Origin of the sequence: Dyadobacter flavalbus (assembly GCF_006149045.1) — a bacterium.
Lineage (GTDB): Bacteria > Bacteroidota > Bacteroidia > Cytophagales > Spirosomataceae > Dyadobacter > Dyadobacter flavalbus.
Genome location: NZ_VBSN01000038.1, coordinates 391,162 through 411,760 on the forward strand (window position 1 = coordinate 391,162; position 20,599 = coordinate 411,760).

Sequence of the window (20,599 nt, forward strand, 5' to 3'; positions counted from 1 at the left end):
TCTATTTGCTAAAAACGATGAGCTTTCCTTTTATCCCGGACTGTTTTTTGGTATAACTAACGCCGTCCATGGTTTTTCCGTCGGGATCGAGTAATGACAAGGTTCCGCCGTTGTTTCCAAGCTGGATCGTACTGTTATCCAGCATTACAATCAGCATTTCACCGGCTCCGATTGTCTTGCCATCCAAGGGATGCCGGCGGTTGAGCATATCGGTGAGTACAAATCCGTCCAGCGAAATGGATGTGCCGGATGCATTTAGCAAGTATACTTTTTCCTGCTGACCGGATTCCGGGCTGGCCAATGCGGCAATGATATAAACATCCCCACGTTCCGATGACTGCGACGGAGCTTCACTGACAGCATTTCCGGAATCATCCGTATGAAAAGATTGCGACTGAAACGCCAGAAACAAAGCAACCCACTGATCCGTAAGCGTAAAATGCAGCAGAATCCCGCCATCCTGCCAGATGCCGTTATCACGCTCAAACCTTCCTTCATTTCCCTGGTTCATGTGAATGTCGTGGATTCCGGAACCCGGCAGAAAACCGAAGTACTGATCTTTTTTATCAGGCTCCGACCCCCATTTTTCTCCGAATGCATACAGAACAACAGTCGGATCGCCCACGGCTTTTTTGATGTAAAAATCCAGTTTTTCGTTCAGGTCGTTATCCGGGCCGGGCAAATCCAGCGGCAAAGCCTTCATTTTACTGGTATCAAACAGGTTTCTTCGGACAAAATCAAGTGCCAGCCCATCCGGACGTGAAGCAATGGAAGTAAACCCCGACGGAAGATCGGCCTCCGCTATTTTGTCGGTCAGTTCATGCTGAAAATCGTCATCAAAATAATAAAGCAGCTCGGAAGGCGGTAGCTGGGATTTGGCATTTACGGCCACACGGTGCTGCATACCTGATTCATCCTGAACAAGAATCTGATAATGAGGCGAGCTGCTGGTTGCCAGTTTTTTACCAATTACCAGTGCTTTCAGTATGCTGTAATTTTTTAATGGCATAAGCTGATCAAAGTTTATTTAATACAGGATTAACGTACTGCGTATATATTAGCGCGTTAGATACAGTTTATGAGAACTGTCTGCTAAAATGTTTGCTTTCCAGACTGCTGACGGCTTTTCAAACGATCATTACATGCCTGGAAGTTTAAGTCCGGATGACCTTAGTCCTTCCATGATTTCTTCCTGTATTTCGAGTTTGGTATCCACAAAGCCATGTGAATGGAGCCAGACATTGATCATGACTTTATAGCCGTCCGCTTCAATGGATGAAATGCCGATTCTTCTTTCCGGCGATTTCAGGGCATGCTGCGACTTGTTCAGTACTTCTTCAATTTTCGATTTGACCTCCGCATATTCAATACTGTTGCTGAATTTAAGCTCAACATCCAGCCGCCTGCTGCCCGAACCGCTGATGTTTACAATCACTTCATTGGAAAGCTTGCTGTTCGGGATCACCACTTTGCGGTTATCGTATGTAGTTACAATCGTGTAGAATATCTTGATGGCTGAAACGGTTCCCTCCTGCCCTTGCGCCAGAATATTGTCGCCAACCTCGAAAGGTTTCAGGATCAGGATCAGGATGCCGCTGGTAAAATTCTGCAAAGTACCGGAAAGTGCAAGTCCGGCCGCCACGCCGAATGCTCCGATCAAGGCTGCAAATACCGTCATCTGAATGCCTACAATCTGCATTACAGTGACAATCAGCAGAATTCTCAATGCGGTGATGGTCAGGCTCAGAAAAAACGGCGTAAGCGAAGGATCAATGTTCTTCCTGTTCAAGTGGCCCGACATCCACCTTGAAAGAACTTTAATAAGCCAGAAACCGGCAATAAGAATGGCAATTCCAAGTATAACAGAAGGGCCGGTATTCAGAATCCAGGTGTAAACCTTATTATAAAACTGATTAATCTTCATTTAAAAACGTTAAGAATTTCAACGCAAACTGAAAATTCCATACCAGTCCGGCTCCTTGTCTGCAAATATCCACGTCTGCAAGTTTTCCCATGGTCTGGAATTATTTACAACGAAAACAAAGTCGAGGAGCCGAACAAAGCTGTAACGCACTGATTCTAAATAATCAATTTCGGAAACATTAATAAATGCAATACAGGGGTTTACTGCTTTCGGGCAGCAAGAAAAATTTACTTTTTCTGATTTACTTCAATCAGGTACCCGTCCGGATCAGCAAAATAAATCTGTACGACACCATCAAATCGTACTTGTTTGTGGAACGGGGTTTTGCGTGCGCTCAGAAATTTTTCGGCTGCTTCAATCGAACTGACGAAAATGGCAAAGTGCCCGCCGTTTTTGTCATTGATAACCGGCGTCGTGCGGCCGGCAAGCAAATGAAGCTGCTGCCCGTTCCCTGTATCAAACCAGCTGCGGATCGCTTTCAGACTGTCCGGCACGCTGATCGGTTTTAGCCCGACCACATTCGTATAGAAATCCTTGCTGGCTTCCATATCTTTTACCTGCAGTGCAAGGTGGTTAAAACCCAGATAACCAAAACCATTGTTGCCGGCAGACTGCGCTGCAAGCTTATCAAAGCTGAGAAATGCCAGAAATAAAAACAAGTAGGTTTTCATGTTTTCAGATAAAGTTAAAATCGTTTTTGTACCGTTTGCAAAGTGTTGCAATGTACACAATTGCCGGAATTTGCAGAGATGAATCCGAGATCTTTTACATACTTAAAAACGCCCGGAAAGATACTTTCCATGGATTGAAAAGTATAGCTGACCCCTTAGAAGATGACGGAAAGAACAATGTTTTGCACGAATGTAAATTGCTTATTACGCTGATTAGCTGAACATTCCGCCCAATAAATAGGCTTCAATTTTTGCTTGAAATAGTGATGCGGCCAAAATTTAGTGCAAATGTGTTAACGCCGGATATGTCCGTCTGACAATATTATTTGTCCGTTTGGCAATACACCGGTAAAGTTTTGCTGAAATTCGTCCCTAATTTTAAGGCATCACTGTGTAGACTGATTAAATAGCATTTGTAGAAATTATAAACATTTACATTGCATCTTTAACTACTAATACAAACAAGACATTTTAAAAAATTCAGCCGGAAAGACAGAGCCGCCACATTACCCAAATGGGCCCGAGCAGCCTTTCAAATCCATTGTCCTGCTTCGACAAGAGCTATTAAAACATCGTATATAACCAAACGTCAACAAAGTAGCAGCAGCATCAGTATTATCGAACTTACCTGAAATTATGAAGAAATCTAACATTTTCGTTTACATTGAATTGTCAAAATTCACGCAGAACCTGACCACCAATCTGTCTTTGTGCAAGGAACATCTGAAGGCGCAAGCCAGTTATTTCCAGGTTATTCCATCCCGGTATTTTTCTGCACAACTGAATTCCGAATGGGAAAGCATTTGTCAGGCCGTTTCAAGAAAAGGCCCGAGATTGAATGAAAAAGGACAGATTGTGGGAAATGCCGCAGTCAACACCATTGATCAGATGACGTCTATGGAATGCCTGGCAGTTGCCAACCGTATTTTCATGCTTCATGATAAAGTAAAGAAAGAGTTTGCCCAATAGTAAAATGGCCGGCTGTAATCCTGCATAAAAGGATTACAGCCGAAATTGCTGCCATACCAAGTTCCGGAAGGTTAGTAAAATGAAGCGTTTAGAAGTCTGATCAAAACCAGTTGAAAATGTAAAAACTGATTCGTTACCTGAACAATTTAACCATAGCCTAGTTATGAATTACGAAATTTCAAACTACTTTTTCCCAGACTTTCGCTATCCGTTCTGTTATCTGGCCAGGTTCCTGCAAGCCGACAATTTATTTACCATTTTGCTGAAAGACGGCAATGTTACGCATTTCAAACCGGCGAATGTACCGGATTTCAGAAACTGGCTGACCCACCATAAAGTGGAAGATATCAAAGAATCCATCCGGAAAGACCATGAATTAATAAAGGAAAACTAGTTTTTCCGGTCAGCAATCCGCTTGATTTGCCAACTTCATCATTCCATCCGTGCCTTTTATTCGGTTGAAACCAGCATGGGCCATTTCCCTATGCTATTGCTTTTGAAATCATGTTTTCTGTTTAAAAAACAGATTGAGTGCTTGTTCTCTTTCATTCCTAATCCCGTCTATTTACAGAAATAAGTGACGGCATATTTCTGGTATAGCAGAAAAAGAGTATCATTGAGGAAATTAAACAGATTTTTAGATGGAAGGCAGTGCTCCTGAAAAACAGAACATTTTCAAGTATATCGTATTTTTTTTACTGACGGCAGCAGCGGCGGGAATTGCCTATTATTACTTTTCACCAAAAGAAGCAGACATTGCCGACAATAATAATGTACTGTTGTTTATTCAGAACAAAATTATTGACATTGATGAAAAACTCAAATCCGGACAAACAGACTCCGATCTGGCAACCAGCATTGCCTGGCACCAATCCAATGCGGCATTATACAACGAAGCACTGAACCATAAAGACAAGCAAGTTAAAGAACAAAGCAATATACTGAAAGACAAGATTATACAAATACAAACCAAGCAATTTCCTGAACTCCGAAAATCATATATACAATCTAAAGAAGCAGTTCTTAAGCAGGAAAATATTCAGATTGCAAGCACGGGAAACCGGAATGAAATTCTTGTTTTTACCAGTGAAAAGTTTGAACCCAAACAAAGTCAGAAGTCATTTCTTAAAAACATCAATGAAATTGTACACGATCTGAAATTCACCAAAGTCATATTCAGATGGTCACCGGACAACAAGGATTCAAAGGAATATAAAATCAGTTTAAAAAATGATTCGGAGATTTAATCAGCATGAAGCCTGTTGATAAAAAACCACTAAGCCTGCCGTTTGATCATTATCCTTTGCCATAGGATAACCGCATTAAAAGTATTGATATAGCCAAATTACCTTGTAACGGATTTTAACACTCTGTTATCAGGTAATTAAAGACATATCCATGATGATAAAACTGCTGAATTTTTTCTTGCTGTCCATTTTACTGCAACCTTTTCAATGCTTTGCTCAAAATCAGCAATTTGGAATCCGTGCCGGTGTCAACGCGTCAAAGATTTTTATAACAAATCTGGATTCAGACATACCATCTTTCAAGCCACTTCCTGCCTATCATATTTCCGGTTTGGTAAAAACAGAATTAAACAACAAATCAGGATTACAGACAGAACTAAGTTATACAGTAAAAGGATTTGCCGAAAACAACTCGATCTGGTTCCGAAAACGTTTTCATTATTTAACATTGCCTGTTTTGCTGAACTACAAACTGAGCCAAAATATTTTAGTGACGGCAGGTCTGGAACCCTCTTACTTTTTGAATTACCAACAATGCATTGCGCTTGTGGAAAGAAGATGGGATGTTTGTGCAGATTCGGGATTTGAATTCAGACTTTCCTCCCTATTTAGCCTTGGATTGAGATACAATCATGGCCTGATTCCAGTTAATACAATTGACAGCAGAGATTCACAAGGACAACATTTAAACACGATTCGATTCAGCAACCGCACTTTACAAGTTTCGCTGAGTTATGAAATCGCTAAAAAGAATTGATTTTTGACTTCTTCATGCTCCACGTTCTTGCGGCCATACTCTGCCTGAACAGAAATTCTGTTACCTGCTGGCATAGCAAACAGCCTGAATCCCTCCATACATTCCACCCTTTCTCCTTTCTCCTTTCTCCTTTCTCCTTTCTCCTTTCTCCTTTCTGCCTTCCTTCTTACCACCTTTCCTCCTCTTTCCCCGCCAACTTGTAAAATGAGGTTGTAAAATATTCGCGTTTATCAGAATTAACTTAAAAATGGCTTTATATTAGCATAGACACTGGCATGTTATTTACCGAGTTAGCTGCCGGCTTACAAATTCTAATTTATTCACAAAAACGTTCGTTATGAGAATTTTCTTCTACAACAATGTTCGCATTTTCAACATTTATTCGAAGCAACGTCACTTAAAGTGTACTCCTTCCAGGTTCACTGCAAAATCATTGGTAGCATTTTTGCTACATTTCGCTTTTATTTCGTTTGCTCAGGCCCAGAACTGCGGTTCCATCAGCCCGTATCCTTGCAGCAGTCTTAAAGCCAGTCTGCCCTTTGAACTTGAATTTTATAATCCTGTTGCCAATACCATCCAGGACAGCAACAATCTGGGAACGGGCTTTACGATGGTCCAGAATTACTCCGGTACCAGACTGGCACAGGACGGCTTGCCTACTTTCTCCAACATTCCGGGTTATTCAAAGTATAATCTGAGAATGGCCAATGGCAGGCTGCACATTACATCCGGAAAGGGCCTGAGTTTTCTGAACAGCAATAATCAGATCAATGCACTGGGTGTTCAGGTTGATACGTACAACAAGATCGAGATCATTGCCTACATTACCAATCCGTTTAACGGCAATGAAGATCAGCAGGCCGGAATCTGGTTCGGGCTCAATGACAAAACGTATCTGAAACTGAATATCAGCGCAAACAAAATCGAGTTGAGAAAAGAAGTTAATGATCTTTCTACCAAAACGCCCGGCTCAAAGAATCCGGATCAGCGCGTAACCGGAACGATCAGCGGACTGGAAGCGCAGAATGTCGGCCTTAAACTGATTATTGATCCGGTCAGCAATACTGCCTCTGCTTTTTACACGGTAGACAAGGGAAGTACGTACACGAATGTCGGTGCCGGTTATCCTGCTCCTGCGCTGAATATTTCAGATATGGGACTGACGAATACGTCCGTTTATACCGGTGTTTATGCTTCCTACCGCAACGGCGCTTCGCCGGTTGTTTACAGCTTCGACCGTTTTCAGATTAAAAAATCACTGCAATTCGACTTGTCTGCCTACAACTTTGAACTGGCCGACAACGCAGCCCTGAATACAGTTGCGGGTACTGTAAAGGCAACGGCAACGGATGGAAGTACCGCTTCCTACAGCATCATTTCCGGAAACTCAAACAATAACCTCAGCATCAATTCCGGTACGGGACAGATTGTGGTCAGTAAAAAACTGAATTACCATACGCAGTCTGTTTACAACCTGAAAGTACTTGCTGCTGCCGGTCAGCTGAAGGACACCAGCATTGTAAAGCTGAACATCACGCCCGGACAAACGATGCCGGATTTCAACGGCATCAGCTGGGGCACAACGGCATCTCAGCCTTACAAAATCAGTGAAGCACAAGGCGAGGTCGTTAACAACAAGCTTTACAGCTTCGGCGGTTTTGATAGTCAGAAAACCACATTTACGCCTACAAAAAGAGCCTACAAGTACGATCCGGTAACCAACAAATGGACAAGCATTGCAGATTTGCCGCATACGCCAAACGGTGAAGGTTTCGGAGGTGTTACACATGCGGGAATTACAAACGACGGAACGGATATCTATATGGCCGGCGGTTATACATCCCATTCTTCGGGAACAGGCCAAACCTTTGGTGTTCAGCAAGTATGGAAATACAATGTGGCTGCAAACACCTATTCCAAACTGCCCGACCTTCCGATCCGGATTGCCGCCGGACAGCTTGAATACCTGAACGGAAAACTGTATCATATCGGGGGTACAAACGCAGCGCGTACGCAGGATCTTGGAAATAATTACGAACTGGACCTGAACAACCTTGCAGCCGGTTGGAAAACGCGTGCGCCGCTGCCTAATCCAAGACAACATGCCGGATCAGCCGTGTTTGAAGGAAAGATCTATTACATCGGCGGTCAGCGTGGACATGATAGTCAACTGGTTACTTCAAAGGATGTACACAGATACGATCCGGCTTCGGATACCTGGACGAAAATGGCGAATTTGCCGGCACCCGGCAATAACGGACTTGGACATATTTCTTCCAGCGTTGTAATTGCGGGCAACAGAATTATCGTGTTTGGCGGTGAAGCCGTGCAACATGCTTCCACAAACATGGTTTCTGCCTATTCTCCTGCGACCAATTCCTGGACCAGCCTGTCGCCTTTGCCGCAAGCAAGGTTCTCCGGTGTTGCTGCTCTTCTGAACGGCGTTTTATATTACACCGGCGGCTCCAAAACCAACTCTACCTTCAAAGGAATTCCGGTAAGTATGGCCAATACAAGAAGTATGGCGGCTAGCTTCGCTCCGGATGGACTGAATGCATCGGAACCGTTCAGTGTGAAAAAAATGACCGTTTTTCCAAATCCGGCCGTAAACAATACGGTTAACCTTCAGCTGGAAAATTTTGGCATCAACGAAAAGGTAAAGATTACAGTTACGGATTCCTTCGGTAAAATCATCCAGCAGGAAAATTGCACGACAAATGACAAAGGAATTGCCGATATATCGTTTGTACCAAAAGTTTCATTATCAAAAAATACATATATGATCAAAGCAGAAACCGCAACGGGTTCCTGCATGAACAAGCTGATCGTACCATAATCTTGTAGCAAGCTCGTTTCTGATCTTCCTTAAACAAAATGCTTCTTTGATCTGTACTATTTACATGAATCAAAGAAGCATTTTTCTTTTGCAGAACCTGCAATTAAATCTTATATCAGACCCTTTCTATCAAATAGCGGCATGAGTTTCCGTGATTGAAATCCGTGTTACAGCGCTGATTTCTAGTTGAAATGAATGACCTTGGCAGATTTCGTTCCTGTCGAGAAAACGGCTTTGATAATAAAGCTTCTTATATCTGTTCCGGCCGGCAGCATTTGCGTTGTCAAAGTGCCGTCTCTTCCGGTTATCCCGCTTACAGAACGAACAATATTGCCTTGCAGATCATAAAGATAAATACTTACCGGTTCACGGGAGTTAAAGCCCGAAAGTACCACATGGACGGGCTCGCCCGCACCGACCGGATTCGGATACACGCTTAGGCTGCGAGCCGTTTCCTTCTGACTTTCAACGTCAGTCTCTTTTAGCAATACATCACTGATGTCCACTTCACGGACGGTCTGGTCCATACTGGTTATGACCAGCGTAGCCTTTCGGAGGCGAGCTTCGGACCGGTTTCCCAGTACCCTGAAACTGACAGGGCTGTTTTTTTGCAAAGCAATAGGTTGCCGGCTGTTTGGCAGTTGCAAGTCCGCTACCCGGAACCTTGCCGCATCCTCTCCTTTTATGGCAATATCCCTGATCAGCAGCGTACTGTCGGCATCGTTGCTCATGGTTACCATATAGCTTTCCTCTTCACCGGGCTCCTGCTGCCGCGCAGTTGCCACCCGAAGTACAGGTGCCGCAGCAGTGGTTGCCCTTGCTCGAAGCAGCGTTATTTGAGAAACCAGGTTCGGACTGTCGTTCCAGTTGTATTCTATAATATAAAGGTTGCCGTTGGTAACATCTTCAGTTATATCCAGCGGATTTCCGAATGCCGACATTCCTACGAGGCCGTTGTTGCCGGAGCCGGTCGTTACCCGGACAATGTCGTAGATTTTATCGGCCGATGCATCACTGCTTTTTGTCATAGATCCCGGCTGCATGACGGCAATGTCGCCGCCGCCGGAAAACCTGCACACCAGCAGCTTGCCTTTCAAAGCATTGTTGAAATTACCGCTCTTGTATTCCAGCACGCCGTTGGGTGAATTGTTCAGTCCGAAGTTGTAGCCGGGCCGGTAATTTGCATCCGGTTTGACGGACGGCAGATACAACGGATTGTCCAGATAACCGCGATTGAGCACATACTCGCCGCGCAACGGGTTGGGATGCCCGTAAAATCCGACAGGTTTATTCGGGTTAACGCGGAAAAGCCAGTCATTCTGTGCTTTGATCATCCGTGTGGAGTCCACTTGCGGGCCATTGTATAATGAGCCGTCCGGACGCCTGGTGCCTGCTACTGAAACCGGCGAATTTCCTCCGCCGCCCGAGCCGTTCGTTGGCAGATAAAGCTGGCCGTTGCTATGCCATACCAGATCATACGCGTTGCGGACACCGGATGCATAAATGGTCAGCGGTGAGCTGCTTCCGTAAGGGTTGTAACTTCCGTCGGACATTTTGGCCGACATGGCAGGGGCATTGTTGATCAGGCTCTGATCCGAGGTGGTTTGTACATTGAGCGGCAGTGTTACCGATTTCAGTTTTTCAAGATCAAGCCTTAATACGGTTCCTGACAACAATGCTTCTTTCCTTTGCCAGTCTGCATCAAATGAGCCCGCAGAACTCATGCTGCCCTGACACATGTAAAGCGCGCCGTCTGGCCCGAAGGCAAGTCCGTTAACCAGATGATCTCTGCGGGAACGCGGAAGTTTGGTAATGACAAGTTGCTCTTTCTGCAGACTATCACCAGAAAGACGCGAAATGTTGCCGTCAAATTCCGGCGCCGAGGTAAGCCCGGGCGAGCTGTGCGAAACCCAGACCGTCAGATTTCCGGAAGTAGAAGCAGGATCAAAAGCCAGCCCGATTGCGGAACGGCTCCCATATTTGGTCACCAGCGTGTTAATGGTTTTACGGCCCGACAAGGTACCGTTGCTGTGATTGATATTGTATCGCTCAATGGCACCGTCGAGCCTTAATGCATAGAAGCGGTCATCGGGGCCGATGGCTACGGAAGTATACTTTTTGTTCTGCGTACCGGCAACGGGCACCTTGTCAAACTGCGCAACCAGAATGTTACTGGAATCCACTTTGGCAGCTGCGGTTGTAAATGTAGTTTCAAAAGGTGTAAACCGGGCGCCGGTATAAGATTTCACCCCGGAAGTAACCTCAAACCGGTACACGGTATTCGGTTCAAGACCGCCGGATGGCGAAAAGCTGATCACATCCCCGCCGCCTGTGCCCTGCACAACTCCTTTGACCGGAACAGCTTTTCCATCCACCAGTTTATACAGCAGAACGGTCGAGCTGTCGATGGTTTTGTTGTTGACACCGCCCTGAAATCCGTCAACAACCGGCACATGCAGGTTATTGGCCGCAATACTCACCGTACTTAAGCTGACCTGCGTCTGGCCATTGACGGGGTTGGAAGAAATTACATAAGGCCTGAGGCTATCCACCACATTCAGCTGGACATCAAAAGAAGCGGCGGTAAGTTTCCCGGAAACAGCTTTTACCGTCGCCTTGTAAATACCCGGCGAAAGGTTTTTAGCTGCCGAATAATCAAAGCTGACCTGCGGTTGCGAACCGTTTTGTGATGAACCGAAAGACATCCAGCCAGTAGCACCGGTACCATAAACAGCGGACAAATTGTATGTACTTGCGGAGTTATCAGAACTTCCGAGCACGACCGAAAACTTGTTGCTTTCCGTACTGCCCTGCTTCATGATGATGTTTGAATCTTTGCTGGCCCAATACAGATAAGGATCAACACTTACAGGTACAATACTTACGGAGCATATCTTCGTGTTGGTACCGCCGTCAGCCTGAATCGTCAGCAGTCCGTCTGCTACTTTGACGCGTGCGGCAACCGTTTTAAAACGGCTGATTGTCCCTTTTTTGCCATTTGGCACAAACTGATTGATAAACGGAATTCCCTCAACAATAATGGTATGTGCCTCCGGCGTGGCACTTACGTCTCCATCGCCTACAGATACGCTCACATCATACGTTCCGTCGGGCAGTTTCATTTCCCAGTATGCTTCGGTCCGTACTCCGTTCCAGGTGCCCGGAAGGTCATTGGCCTGCATGTGCATCAGTGTTGCCAGCAGCACATCTTCTGGAGTATTGCGGTTGCGGCCGTTGGCTGACAAGTCCAGCAAACTGCCGTCTGAACGCTTTTTCCAGCCGTACTCCAGTTCCGCGCCCTGATTCCGTCCTGTCCGTGTCCCGAAAGGCTGGCCGGAATCACGGATATAGCCCAGCGGGGGAATTGTTTCAGGATCCTGAAAATTGACATAAACCGGCGCAGGCTGCAGAGTTTCCACAACATGAAGGTCTATAAGCAGCGTTGCAGGTGTATAGCCCTGGGCAGAACAAGTTACAAGCGCCTGATAATAACCCGGCTCAATATCGGAGCTGATCTGCTCAGTCCCGAATAGAACAGTACCGGTTGAAGCTTTCGGCAGGGTAAGCCAGCTGGCTTCGGTTTTTGACAGTTGCAATGTGGTGGTTGAGGGACTTGATGTCAGTTGTACAGACTGAGATTTTACCTGTTTGCCTCTCAGAACCGTAAAGCTCAGCCGCTCTGAAGAAAAAGCAAATGTTTTGACGGCACCGCTTGCAATGCTGAATTTGTAAGTCTTCACCGCAGCCTGATTGCCGTTTGCGTCCGAGGCGCGAACTTTAAGACTGTAATCACCGGCTGTATTCAGCGTTAACGGTCCACTGTAATTAATGTATGCGCCGCCGTTTAATGCGTACTGAAATGCAGACAAGCCCGAACCGCCCGCATCGGAAGCTGTCATATGTATTTTCACCTGTTTGTCATAAACACCGGAGGACTTGAGTGTGCCTTCCATCCTTGCACTCACAACAGGAACAGCAACGTCACTTACTTTAACAGCCGGCGCAAAACGCACATAATTAATCTTGGTGTTACTTCCGCCATCCGCATCAATGCTCAGTTTGCCGTCACCAACCTGCACGGTTGCTACTGCTACCCGGAACCTGCTTTTGGAAGTTGGCCTGAAATCGCTGATGGCCGCAAGTCCCTCCACATTAACCTGATGATTGCTGTCATAATAATTATTATCCCCGGCGCTTACGGTAACTGTATAGGTTCCGTTTTCAACCGCATGTTCCCAGCGTCCGGGAGCCGTATTATCCGTAGCAGACTGAATTTGTACAAATGACAACTGACTGGCATCGCCCGAACTGCTCCTGATCCGCATATTACCACTGTAATCAGCAGGTTTTTTGGTTGACAGAGAAATCCATCCGGATCCGCGGCCGGTATCAAACGGCAGCCCGGTATCAGCCGTATACCCGGAGGGTACTTTACCCGCAGCTGATGCAGGCCGGAAGCTGTAATTGGTCTGCTGATCCGAAACCCCAAACACATAAGGGCTACTGACCGTCTGGTTTCCATTGCCGTCTGTAGCACGGATTTTAAGACTGTAATCTCCGGATTTATCAATGGAAAAAGGTGCGGTATAACGGGAGTAAGTTCCATTGTTAAGGGCATATTCAAAGGTTTTCAGACCGGAACCGCCTGCATCCGTCGCTGTCAGGAATATTCTGACCTGCTTTTCGTACATCTTCGGGGATTTAAGCGTGCCTTCCATTCTTGCGCTTACAACGGGCGCGGTTGCATCTGAAATCGTTCCGGCCTTCTGGATCGTAACGTAATTCATTTTGGTATTACTGCCGCCTGCCGCATTAATGGTCAGCTTGCCGTCACTGACCTGAACTGTTGCCGTCGCTTTCCGGAATTTGCCTTGAGATGATGGCCTGAAATCGCTTACAGCAGGAAGTCCTTCAATATTCAACTGATGGTTGCTGTCATAATATGCACCATTGTCGCCCGCACTCACTGTCACGCGGTAAGTACCGTTAGCAAGTGCATATTCCCAGATTCCGGCATCTGTGTTATTGGTGGATGACTGCATTTGAACAAGCGACAACTGATTAGCAGCTATGCTGCCGCTCCGCAATCGCATGTTGGCGCTGTAATCCGACGGCTTTTTGGTCAGTGACGAAAGCCAGCCGTACTTCCGGGTTGCATCAAATGACAAACCGTTATCCGCCTTGTAGCCCGAAGGTGCAGCAGTTCCTTTCGGACGAAAATTGATGTTTACAGTCTGGAAACCGGAAGCAGCCGGATCTTTGATTGAAAAATTGTCGAAATTATAAGTAACAGGAAAAAGGCCGTTCCGGTAGCTTGCAAAAATTCCCGAATAGGTCTGGCCACTGTTCAGTCCCATTCCGCCGATTTTCAATTTGGGATTATCGTACAAGGTTCCTGTACTTGTATAGGTAGTTCCGTCCGTGGAATAAAAACCCTCAGCGGTTCCGGCTGCAAAATCAACAACCATTTTCAGACGTACGGTTTTCGTATTCAGATCCTTGATCACAGCCGTTGTCCGCTGATCCGGATTGTCCAGGCCTGTCGTCGTACTCGAAACATCATTTATTTCTCTCCTTAACTCCACTTTGTTCCCCGAAACATACACTTTCAGATAATTTTTGTCATTCAGGCCAAACCACAATCCTGCCTGCTGGGACCCTATTCCGTTAAACGGTTTTATGATGTCGACTTCAAGCTGTATTTTTTTAACGTCCGGCGTTTTTACACCCAGAACATTGATCTGATTGTTGTTGGATATAAAATCAATTCCTTTGTTGGCAACCAGTTGCAGCCTTCCGTCCGTCAAAGTTATTCTGGAAGGATTATAGCCCGGAACCGCCGTATTTGCTGTCCGGCCATCCACGATCAGTCTTTTGCCCGAATAAGGATTTACCGTCCGGAAACCTGTTCCCTTGCCATTTTTATCCTTTATTGTTCCCGGTACAGCCGCATTGAAATTCAAATTAAAGGGCAAATTTACTTTGAGCGATGAACAGGGCAACGTACTTACCGGCGAGCAGCCGTCAGCAAGAATATCCAATACTTCCCGATTGCGATCAGAAGAAAACGTTTCTTTATACCTTTCTCCGGAGTATTTGCCAAAGCCAGTTTGTGGAATTTCAAATGATAATATCAGAATAAGACATAGCTTATAACCAATTTTAAAAGAAGAGAACAAAGAGCGCATAAAGATATTTTTTTCAAATTAACTTACCTTAACAAACCGGCACATACAGCTGTTTTGGTGATTGATTGTTTACGATTGCCGTCAACTGAAACCGATAAATGTGAATTAATCGAGTATCCAGGCTTTGAATCACAAAAGGTTATAATTTTCCTGATCAGCAATGGAAAATCAACTATTGTGATATTTGATTATGAAAAAGATGTATCTTTTTTAAAGGGAAAGATACGTTGAATTAAAAAACAGAACCTTCAGAACATTTATCCAATCGTATATTCAATACAAAATGGAGTTTAAGAAAATTGAAAAATTACACCCTGTTTCTGAGCGGATTTAAAACAGTTTTTAAGATTTAATTTCAGGACTTAGGACATCGATTTCATATCAGCAAAGCCGGATTTCACATGTACAGTTGATCTGTTTATCCAAATTGTTATTTCGAAGTTCATCCTGTATTAATTACCGGATTTTGCTAATACACCTACGCCAAAATTGCTAAAATAAGCCTTTGAATGGAGAATTATTCATTAAAACGGACAAAATGTAAAATTAAGCGGCCCATACAGCCGTATTAAATTAGCTTCAAATTACAAGGTTACTTCGTTCAAAAGTCACAACGGAAGATTTTTGTAACGCTGCCAATCAGACCATTTTTTTCTGACTTCAATAGTGATTTTTACGAACTACTTGATAAGGAAAATACAAAACCATCCAATTAATATATTCCAAAAATATTAATTATTACATATATAATTATACGTAATTGAAACTGGATTGGATTAAACTTTCGATACACCTAATAAGTAATCTTATAATATAATGATCCCGAAATAACAGAAGCCGGGAAAGTGGCTGGATTTAAGATTGGATAAAGATTAATTATTACTTCAATGAATTATTTTACCTGCTGCCCATTATGGTTTCACAAAAAAAGGCGAATGCATTATTTACATGGCTTGACGTTATTCAGCAATAAGTGAACACCAGTAGAAAGTATAATATTCAAGTCTGAATAAATGCCGGAAAAGAAACCGTATAAAATTTTTCTTAAAAAAGAAGTTTAATTGAGATTTACGACTTGTATCATCCTGAAACCCTTAAGTCCGGTTAGCAGTTGGACTTTATAATTATAATAAATACAATAACCAGGGCGTAAGTAAAAATCGCCATTAGTATTGCTTCAAGAAGCAATTTCCATTCCGGTTGTTCTTCTCGGTCCATTCTGCTATTGTAACAGGTTTCGCAACTGCTTGCATGCGCTCTTCGTGGATCAAACAAATTTTCCTGTTTCCTGCTGATCCAGTCAGGAGCAGCTTTTACATTTCAGGAGTGATTTGCAGCCTAATGGCGGTATTTTTGCAGCATTGCTTCAATATGTCATGTGCAAAAAAGCGGTTCTGATGTTCATGCACAAGCACGGCCCAGTAATCGGTAGACATGCATTAGCCAAAGGCAACCTTGGAATATAAATCCTGACAGAAACCTGATTTACAGAAGAATAAACAGCTGAAACAATAAAAATAGAAGCATTGATTTCTAACTGATTCCCTAAAAATACCGCTTACATTTATAAATGAGATGGTGAAAATCCTGCCCGGCTTTCCACTCCAAAATGAGTCGGGAGCCTTCGAACATGAGAATCGATCCGTTTTATGTTACGGAACTCGAAGATGCACTGATCAATTTCTGGATTCCCAAAATGCTTGAATTTCCATTGCTGATGAATGGTACATCAACCGGGAAGTAATACTGAAAAGCACCAATACTTCGATAAGCGGCATCGGATATATCGGATTTCCAAATGAAAACAAAGCAGCAGAAATCGGTTACATAATTGATGCAAACGAGCAATGTAAAGGTTCAGCCACCGAAGCATTGAAAACCTTATCACAATGGGCGCTTCAACACATAGAAGTTGATCCAGTGATAGTACAATCTGCTTACGATAATATTGCTTCCATAAGAATTTTAGAAAAAACAATTTTCAATTTGTCGTGAATGCTTTTTTCTTTTGACATATTGTTTTCAAAAGTAATAAACAAGGAAAAGAGCTATTTAAAAGCCTGCAAATTCTGAATTTGCAGGCTTTTAAGTTCCAGTGATCTTGTTGCAATACCAATAGCACCGGCCACCGGCCGGGACCCATCCATCAAAAGGATGCAAGGTAAATGAAAAAAGCGCCTGTCGAGGCGCTTTTCAGTGATCCCGCTGGGATTCGAACGGCATCGGCCGCCCGGCCAGGACCCAAACATTAAAAGGATGCAAGGTAAATGAAAAAAGCGCCTGTCGAGGCGCTTTTTAGCGATCCCGCTGGGATTCGAACGGCACCGGCCGCCGGCCAGGACCTATCCATCAAAAGGATGCAAGGTAAATGAAAAAAGCGCCTGCCGGGGCGCTTTTCAGTGATCCCGCTGGGATTCGAACGGCATCGGCCGCCCGGCCAGGACCCATACATTAAAAGGATGCAAGGTAAATGAAAAAAGCGCCTGTCGAGGCGCTATTCAGTGATCCCGCTGGGATTCGAACCCAGGACCCATACATTAAAAGTGTATTGCTCTACCAGCTGAGCTACGGAATCTTGTTTTGCTGATTTTTTAACTGTTCAATTTCAGAATTTGTTTTGCCAATGTTTTAATTGCTGTGCTGAGAAGCTTACACTAAAATATTTCAAAACTTGGTGATCCCGCTGGGATTCGAACCCAGGACCCATACATTAAAAGTGTATTGCTCTACCAGCTGAGCTACGGAATCATTTATTTTCTTTTAACACCTGTATTCTCTTTGCTATCTTCTCATGTAAGAGCCAGGACCCATACATTAAAAGCGGACGCCGCGCGGTGTATTGCTCTATCAGCTGAGCTACGGAATCTTGTTTTGTTAATTTTGTTTTTTAACTGTTCAACTTTCAGTTTTTCGGATTCCGAGTTTGAAAGGCTTAACGTTGTCTCAGCTCTGGAATTCTGCATTTCATTGGATTAGCCGAGGCATTTTCCGTAATTGCGATGCAAAAGTAGAATTCTAAAAAGTATAATGCAAGTCCTGAGTAAGAAATACCTGATGTTTTGGCTGATAACGGGATCAATATTGGTGCCGAAAACAGCACTTTCTGCCAATTATAAAGAGCTAAAAACTGCTGATTCTCTGTTTGCTATGGCGCGGTATACGGAGTCAATGATTTTGTATAAAAAAAATTTCAGCGAACAGGAAAAAAATAACGAAGCACTGCTGTTGAAGCTCGCTTTTTTGTCAGAAAAGACAAATAATTATACAGACTGCCTGTTTTACCTGAGCAAACTGGCCCTGATCAATCCTTCCCGAAGGCTCTTTGAAAAAATGGATAAACTGGCCGAAGAGCAAAATATAAAAGGTTATGAATTTGATGATTACAACTATTTTATAATATTTTATCGAAGATATGGTGATTACATTCCGATATTGCTTCTAACTTTGGGGACCTATATAGTTGTAATCATGGTGACAAAATCGCGGCGGAGAGAACCGATCCTTCAAATCCATAAGATCTCAATCGTTGCTTATCTGCTGGTTTTACTGGGATTGCTGAATGTTCCGTCACTTTATCAGACATGCATTATAGTCAATGAAAATACTTTTTTACGCGACGAACCTTCTTCTGCGTCCTCGGTAATCGAAAGGATCGGGAAAGGTCACAAGCTTACTATTTTAGGTTCTGTGGATCACTGGAACAGGGTAATCTGGGACAACGAAATCGTTTATATCCGCAAAAGTGATGCCCTGGATATTTAACGGCCGTTTGGTATCATTTTTGTAGGGTGACAAGTTTATATGTATATTTAAGGGTTAAATTTTTTAAATTAATGATGTATGAAAAAGCCAATGAAGCATTTTTTACTGTTGATCGCAGGAGTTTTGATGATAGGATTTGTTTCTTCCTGTAAAGAAGAAGGACCGCACAAAGAAGATATTGTCAAGTTGACAGCTGTTATAAACAGTACTCCGACTATTCCCAAAGTAACTTCATCTGCACAGGGAACCGGTGTTTTTGAATACAACAAAAACACAATGGAGCTTAAATACAACATTAATTATCAAAACATTACGCCCACTGCAATTACCATTAACAATCCGGGCCCGGCGTGGCAGGCAGGTCCGATCCTGTTTGAACTGGCTGTGAATCCGACAGGAAACCAGATTCAGGGAACGAAAAAACTGAACACAACAGAACAAGCTGTTCTGATGGCCGGCACTTTATATGTGAACATCGTTACAAAGGAAAATATCTATGGTGAAATCCGGGGACAAATCGTACCGGATACTTTTGGCGAGGACTAATGATTAATTCGGTTCCGTTATAAAAAAGGCTTGCAGAAAAATTTCTGCAAGCCTTTTTTATTGTTGCCTATTTTTTCTTCTTTTTCCTTTTTGCCGTTTCAAATTCCTCAACTTCTTTCATCAGGGATTTGAGATCATCGGAAGTGTCTTCGGTAAAATCCAGTGTCTGCGAATATTCGGAAGATGAAATTTTAAGAACGTCAATCGGCTTGTCCAGATACTGCTGTATTTCTTCCAGAACGGGTTTTTCTTCAGGGCTGCAGAATGAAACGGCCAACCCCTTTTGCGTGCCCCGGCCCGTACGCCCTACTCTGTGTACATAATTTTCGGCCTGCTCCGGCAAATCGTAGTTTACTACATAGTCTACATTGGCAATGTCGATTCCTCGGGCACTTACGTCCGTTGCAATCAGAATTTTAACGTTCCCTTTTTTGAATTCATTCAGCGCAGTAAGCCGGTCTGCCTGATCTTTGTCGCCGTGGATGGTCAGGCTTCTGATGCCCATTCGTTCCAAAGCATTAAAAACCCTTTCCGCACGGACTTTGGTCCTGACAAAAACCAGGATTTTACTTTCCGGATTTTCCCTGATCACCCGTTCCAGAAAAAAACGCTTGTCGTCCATGCCGATAAAAGCAACAGAATGCGAGATATTTTTGGCAACCGGATTGTTTGGTGAAATCTGGATGCGGATCGCGTTTCTAACCAGAGAATAAGCCAGTTTTTTAATTTTATCGTTAATCGTTGCCGAGAAGAACAGCGTCTGCCGGTTCTTTGGCAAAAACCGGATCAGATCCTGAATATCTTTGATAAAGCCCAGATCCAGCATATGGTCGGCTTCATCCAGAATCAGGATTTCGATCCGGTTCAGCTTGATATGACCCTGACTTACAAGATCGAACATGCGGCCCGGCGTGGAAATCAGCACGTCAATCCCTTTTTCCAGCTGTGCAATCTGCGGCCCCTGCTCTACCCCGCCGAAAACACTGAACGCCTTGACACGCGTATGCTGCCCGATTTTATTGAAAACTTCGGTTATCTGAATCGCCAGCTCCCGCGTTGGAACCATGACAACACATTTTATTCCCTCCGATCTGCTTGATACCTTTTGCTTGTGCAGCTTGTCAATAACCGGAATGGCGAAAGCAGCCGTTTTTCCTGTTCCCGTCTGCGCAATGGCCAGTACATCTTCTCCTTTTATAATCGCCGGAATAGCCTTGAACTGAATATCAGTCGGGCGCTTGAAGCCTGCTGTTTCAAGGCTTCTTTTAATTTCCGGGGCAATCTGGTAATCTTCAAATTTCATAAACTGTCATCTATTCAGGCAAACCTTTTTCCCTGATTTTCAAAATCCCGTAAAGATACGCCCGTTATCCGGTAACAGCCTGATTTATTACAAACCCGGTTCAAAAAACCGGAGCCTGTTTTTAAGCCCCGTTATTTCTCTTTCCATATCATCAATGCGTCCCAAAAGCGTATGAATCGCCTCAATGCCTTCCAGATTGATATCCAGTTCCTGATGCAGGCGTATCATGCGTTCAATTTTCTGCAGTTGCGGAACATGCAGGAATTGCGTTTCACTTTCTACAACCGTTTCGATCATTCCGCTACGCTGCAAAGATTCTATAAATGAATACTCTACATTGTAAAAACTGCAGAATGTCTTTATCGCTATTAACTGACTGTTTTCCATAACTACTGA

15 protein-coding genes and 2 tRNA genes are annotated in these 20,599 nt (G+C 43.9%); 9 read left to right on the forward strand and 8 right to left on the reverse strand.

Annotated features, from left to right (window positions below; genetic code table 11):
- Position 1: 1 nt before the first annotated feature.
- From FEM33_RS13355 to FEM33_RS13365, 3 genes are all read right to left on the reverse strand, one after another.
- Positions 2-1,009, reverse strand: coding sequence for a DUF2278 family protein (locus FEM33_RS13355; protein ID WP_139012507.1), 1,008 nt, complete (start codon positions 1,007-1,009; stop codon positions 2-4).
- 129 nt (positions 1,010-1,138) lie between these two features.
- Complete coding sequence (locus FEM33_RS13360; protein ID WP_139012508.1) at positions 1,139-1,924, reverse strand: mechanosensitive ion channel family protein; 786 nt, start codon at positions 1,922-1,924, stop codon at positions 1,139-1,141.
- A gap of 227 nt (positions 1,925-2,151) precedes the next feature.
- A complete protein-coding gene (locus FEM33_RS13365) occupies positions 2,152-2,595 on the reverse strand; it encodes a VOC family protein (RefSeq protein ID WP_139012509.1) in 444 nt (147 codons plus the stop codon).
- 636 nt (positions 2,596-3,231) lie between these two features.
- Between FEM33_RS13365 and FEM33_RS13370 the strand changes: the two genes are divergently transcribed.
- From FEM33_RS13370 to FEM33_RS13390, 5 genes are all read left to right on the forward strand, one after another.
- Entirely contained in the window at positions 3,232-3,564 is a 333-nt protein-coding gene (locus FEM33_RS13370; protein WP_139012510.1) for a hypothetical protein, read from the forward strand.
- A 163-nt stretch (positions 3,565-3,727) separates the two neighbouring features.
- Positions 3,728-3,958 carry a hypothetical protein gene (locus FEM33_RS13375; protein WP_139012511.1) on the forward strand — a complete coding sequence of 77 codons (231 nt, stop codon included), beginning with the start codon at positions 3,728-3,730 and terminating at the stop codon, positions 3,956-3,958.
- Positions 3,959-4,205: 247 nt separating this feature from the next.
- Positions 4,206-4,811: a hypothetical protein gene (locus FEM33_RS13380; protein ID WP_139012512.1), complete on the forward strand. Its 606-nt coding sequence runs from the start codon at positions 4,206-4,208 to the stop codon at positions 4,809-4,811.
- A 151-nt stretch (positions 4,812-4,962) separates the two neighbouring features.
- Positions 4,963-5,568, forward strand: a complete 606-nt coding sequence (locus FEM33_RS13385; RefSeq protein WP_139012513.1) for a porin family protein — start codon at positions 4,963-4,965, stop codon at positions 5,566-5,568.
- A 445-nt stretch (positions 5,569-6,013) separates the two neighbouring features.
- The gene (locus FEM33_RS13390; protein WP_161597114.1) at positions 6,014-8,404 is read left to right on the forward strand and encodes a Kelch repeat-containing protein; all 2,391 of its coding nucleotides are present in this window, start codon (positions 6,014-6,016) and stop codon (positions 8,402-8,404) included.
- A gap of 182 nt (positions 8,405-8,586) precedes the next feature.
- Here FEM33_RS13390 and FEM33_RS13395 read toward each other — a convergent pair whose 3' ends face one another.
- A complete protein-coding gene (locus tag FEM33_RS13395) occupies positions 8,587-14,445 on the reverse strand; it encodes an OmpL47-type beta-barrel domain-containing protein (RefSeq protein WP_161597115.1) in 5,859 nt (1,952 codons plus the stop codon).
- Positions 14,446-16,201: 1,756 nt separating this feature from the next.
- On the opposite strand from FEM33_RS13395, the gene FEM33_RS26850 reads away from it, so the two are divergent.
- Together FEM33_RS26850 and FEM33_RS27050 are read left to right on the forward strand one after the other, a co-directional pair.
- Positions 16,202-16,336, forward strand: coding sequence for a hypothetical protein (locus FEM33_RS26850; protein ID WP_262711986.1), 135 nt, complete (start codon positions 16,202-16,204; stop codon positions 16,334-16,336).
- Positions 16,337-16,377: 41 nt separating this feature from the next.
- Positions 16,378-16,587, forward strand: a complete 210-nt coding sequence (locus FEM33_RS27050; RefSeq protein ID WP_374756433.1) for a GNAT family N-acetyltransferase — start codon at positions 16,378-16,380, stop codon at positions 16,585-16,587.
- A 507-nt stretch (positions 16,588-17,094) separates the two neighbouring features.
- Here the strand turns inward: FEM33_RS27050 and FEM33_RS13405 are convergent.
- Positions 17,095-17,167 (reverse strand) — tRNA-Lys (locus FEM33_RS13405).
- Between the two features lie 97 nt (positions 17,168-17,264).
- A tRNA-Lys gene (locus tag FEM33_RS13410) sits at positions 17,265-17,340 on the reverse strand.
- 420 nt (positions 17,341-17,760) lie between these two features.
- Between FEM33_RS13410 and FEM33_RS13415 the strand changes: the two genes are divergently transcribed.
- Entirely contained in the window at positions 17,761-18,354 is a 594-nt protein-coding gene (locus FEM33_RS13415) for an SH3 domain-containing protein (RefSeq protein ID WP_229214236.1), read from the forward strand.
- Between the two features lie 90 nt (positions 18,355-18,444).
- Entirely contained in the window at positions 18,445-18,900 is a 456-nt protein-coding gene (locus FEM33_RS13420; RefSeq protein ID WP_161597116.1) for a CHRD domain-containing protein, read from the forward strand.
- Positions 18,901-18,967: 67 nt separating this feature from the next.
- Here the strand turns inward: FEM33_RS13420 and FEM33_RS13425 are convergent, their stop codons facing one another.
- Both FEM33_RS13425 and FEM33_RS13430 read right to left on the reverse strand, forming a co-directional pair.
- A complete protein-coding gene (locus FEM33_RS13425) occupies positions 18,968-20,203 on the reverse strand; it encodes a DEAD/DEAH box helicase (protein WP_139012518.1) in 1,236 nt (411 codons plus the stop codon).
- 87 nt (positions 20,204-20,290) lie between these two features.
- Positions 20,291-20,590 carry a chaperone modulator CbpM gene (locus FEM33_RS13430; RefSeq protein ID WP_139012519.1) on the reverse strand — a complete coding sequence of 100 codons (300 nt, stop codon included), beginning with the start codon at positions 20,588-20,590 and terminating at the stop codon, positions 20,291-20,293.
- Between the last annotated feature and the right edge of the window lie 9 nt (positions 20,591-20,599).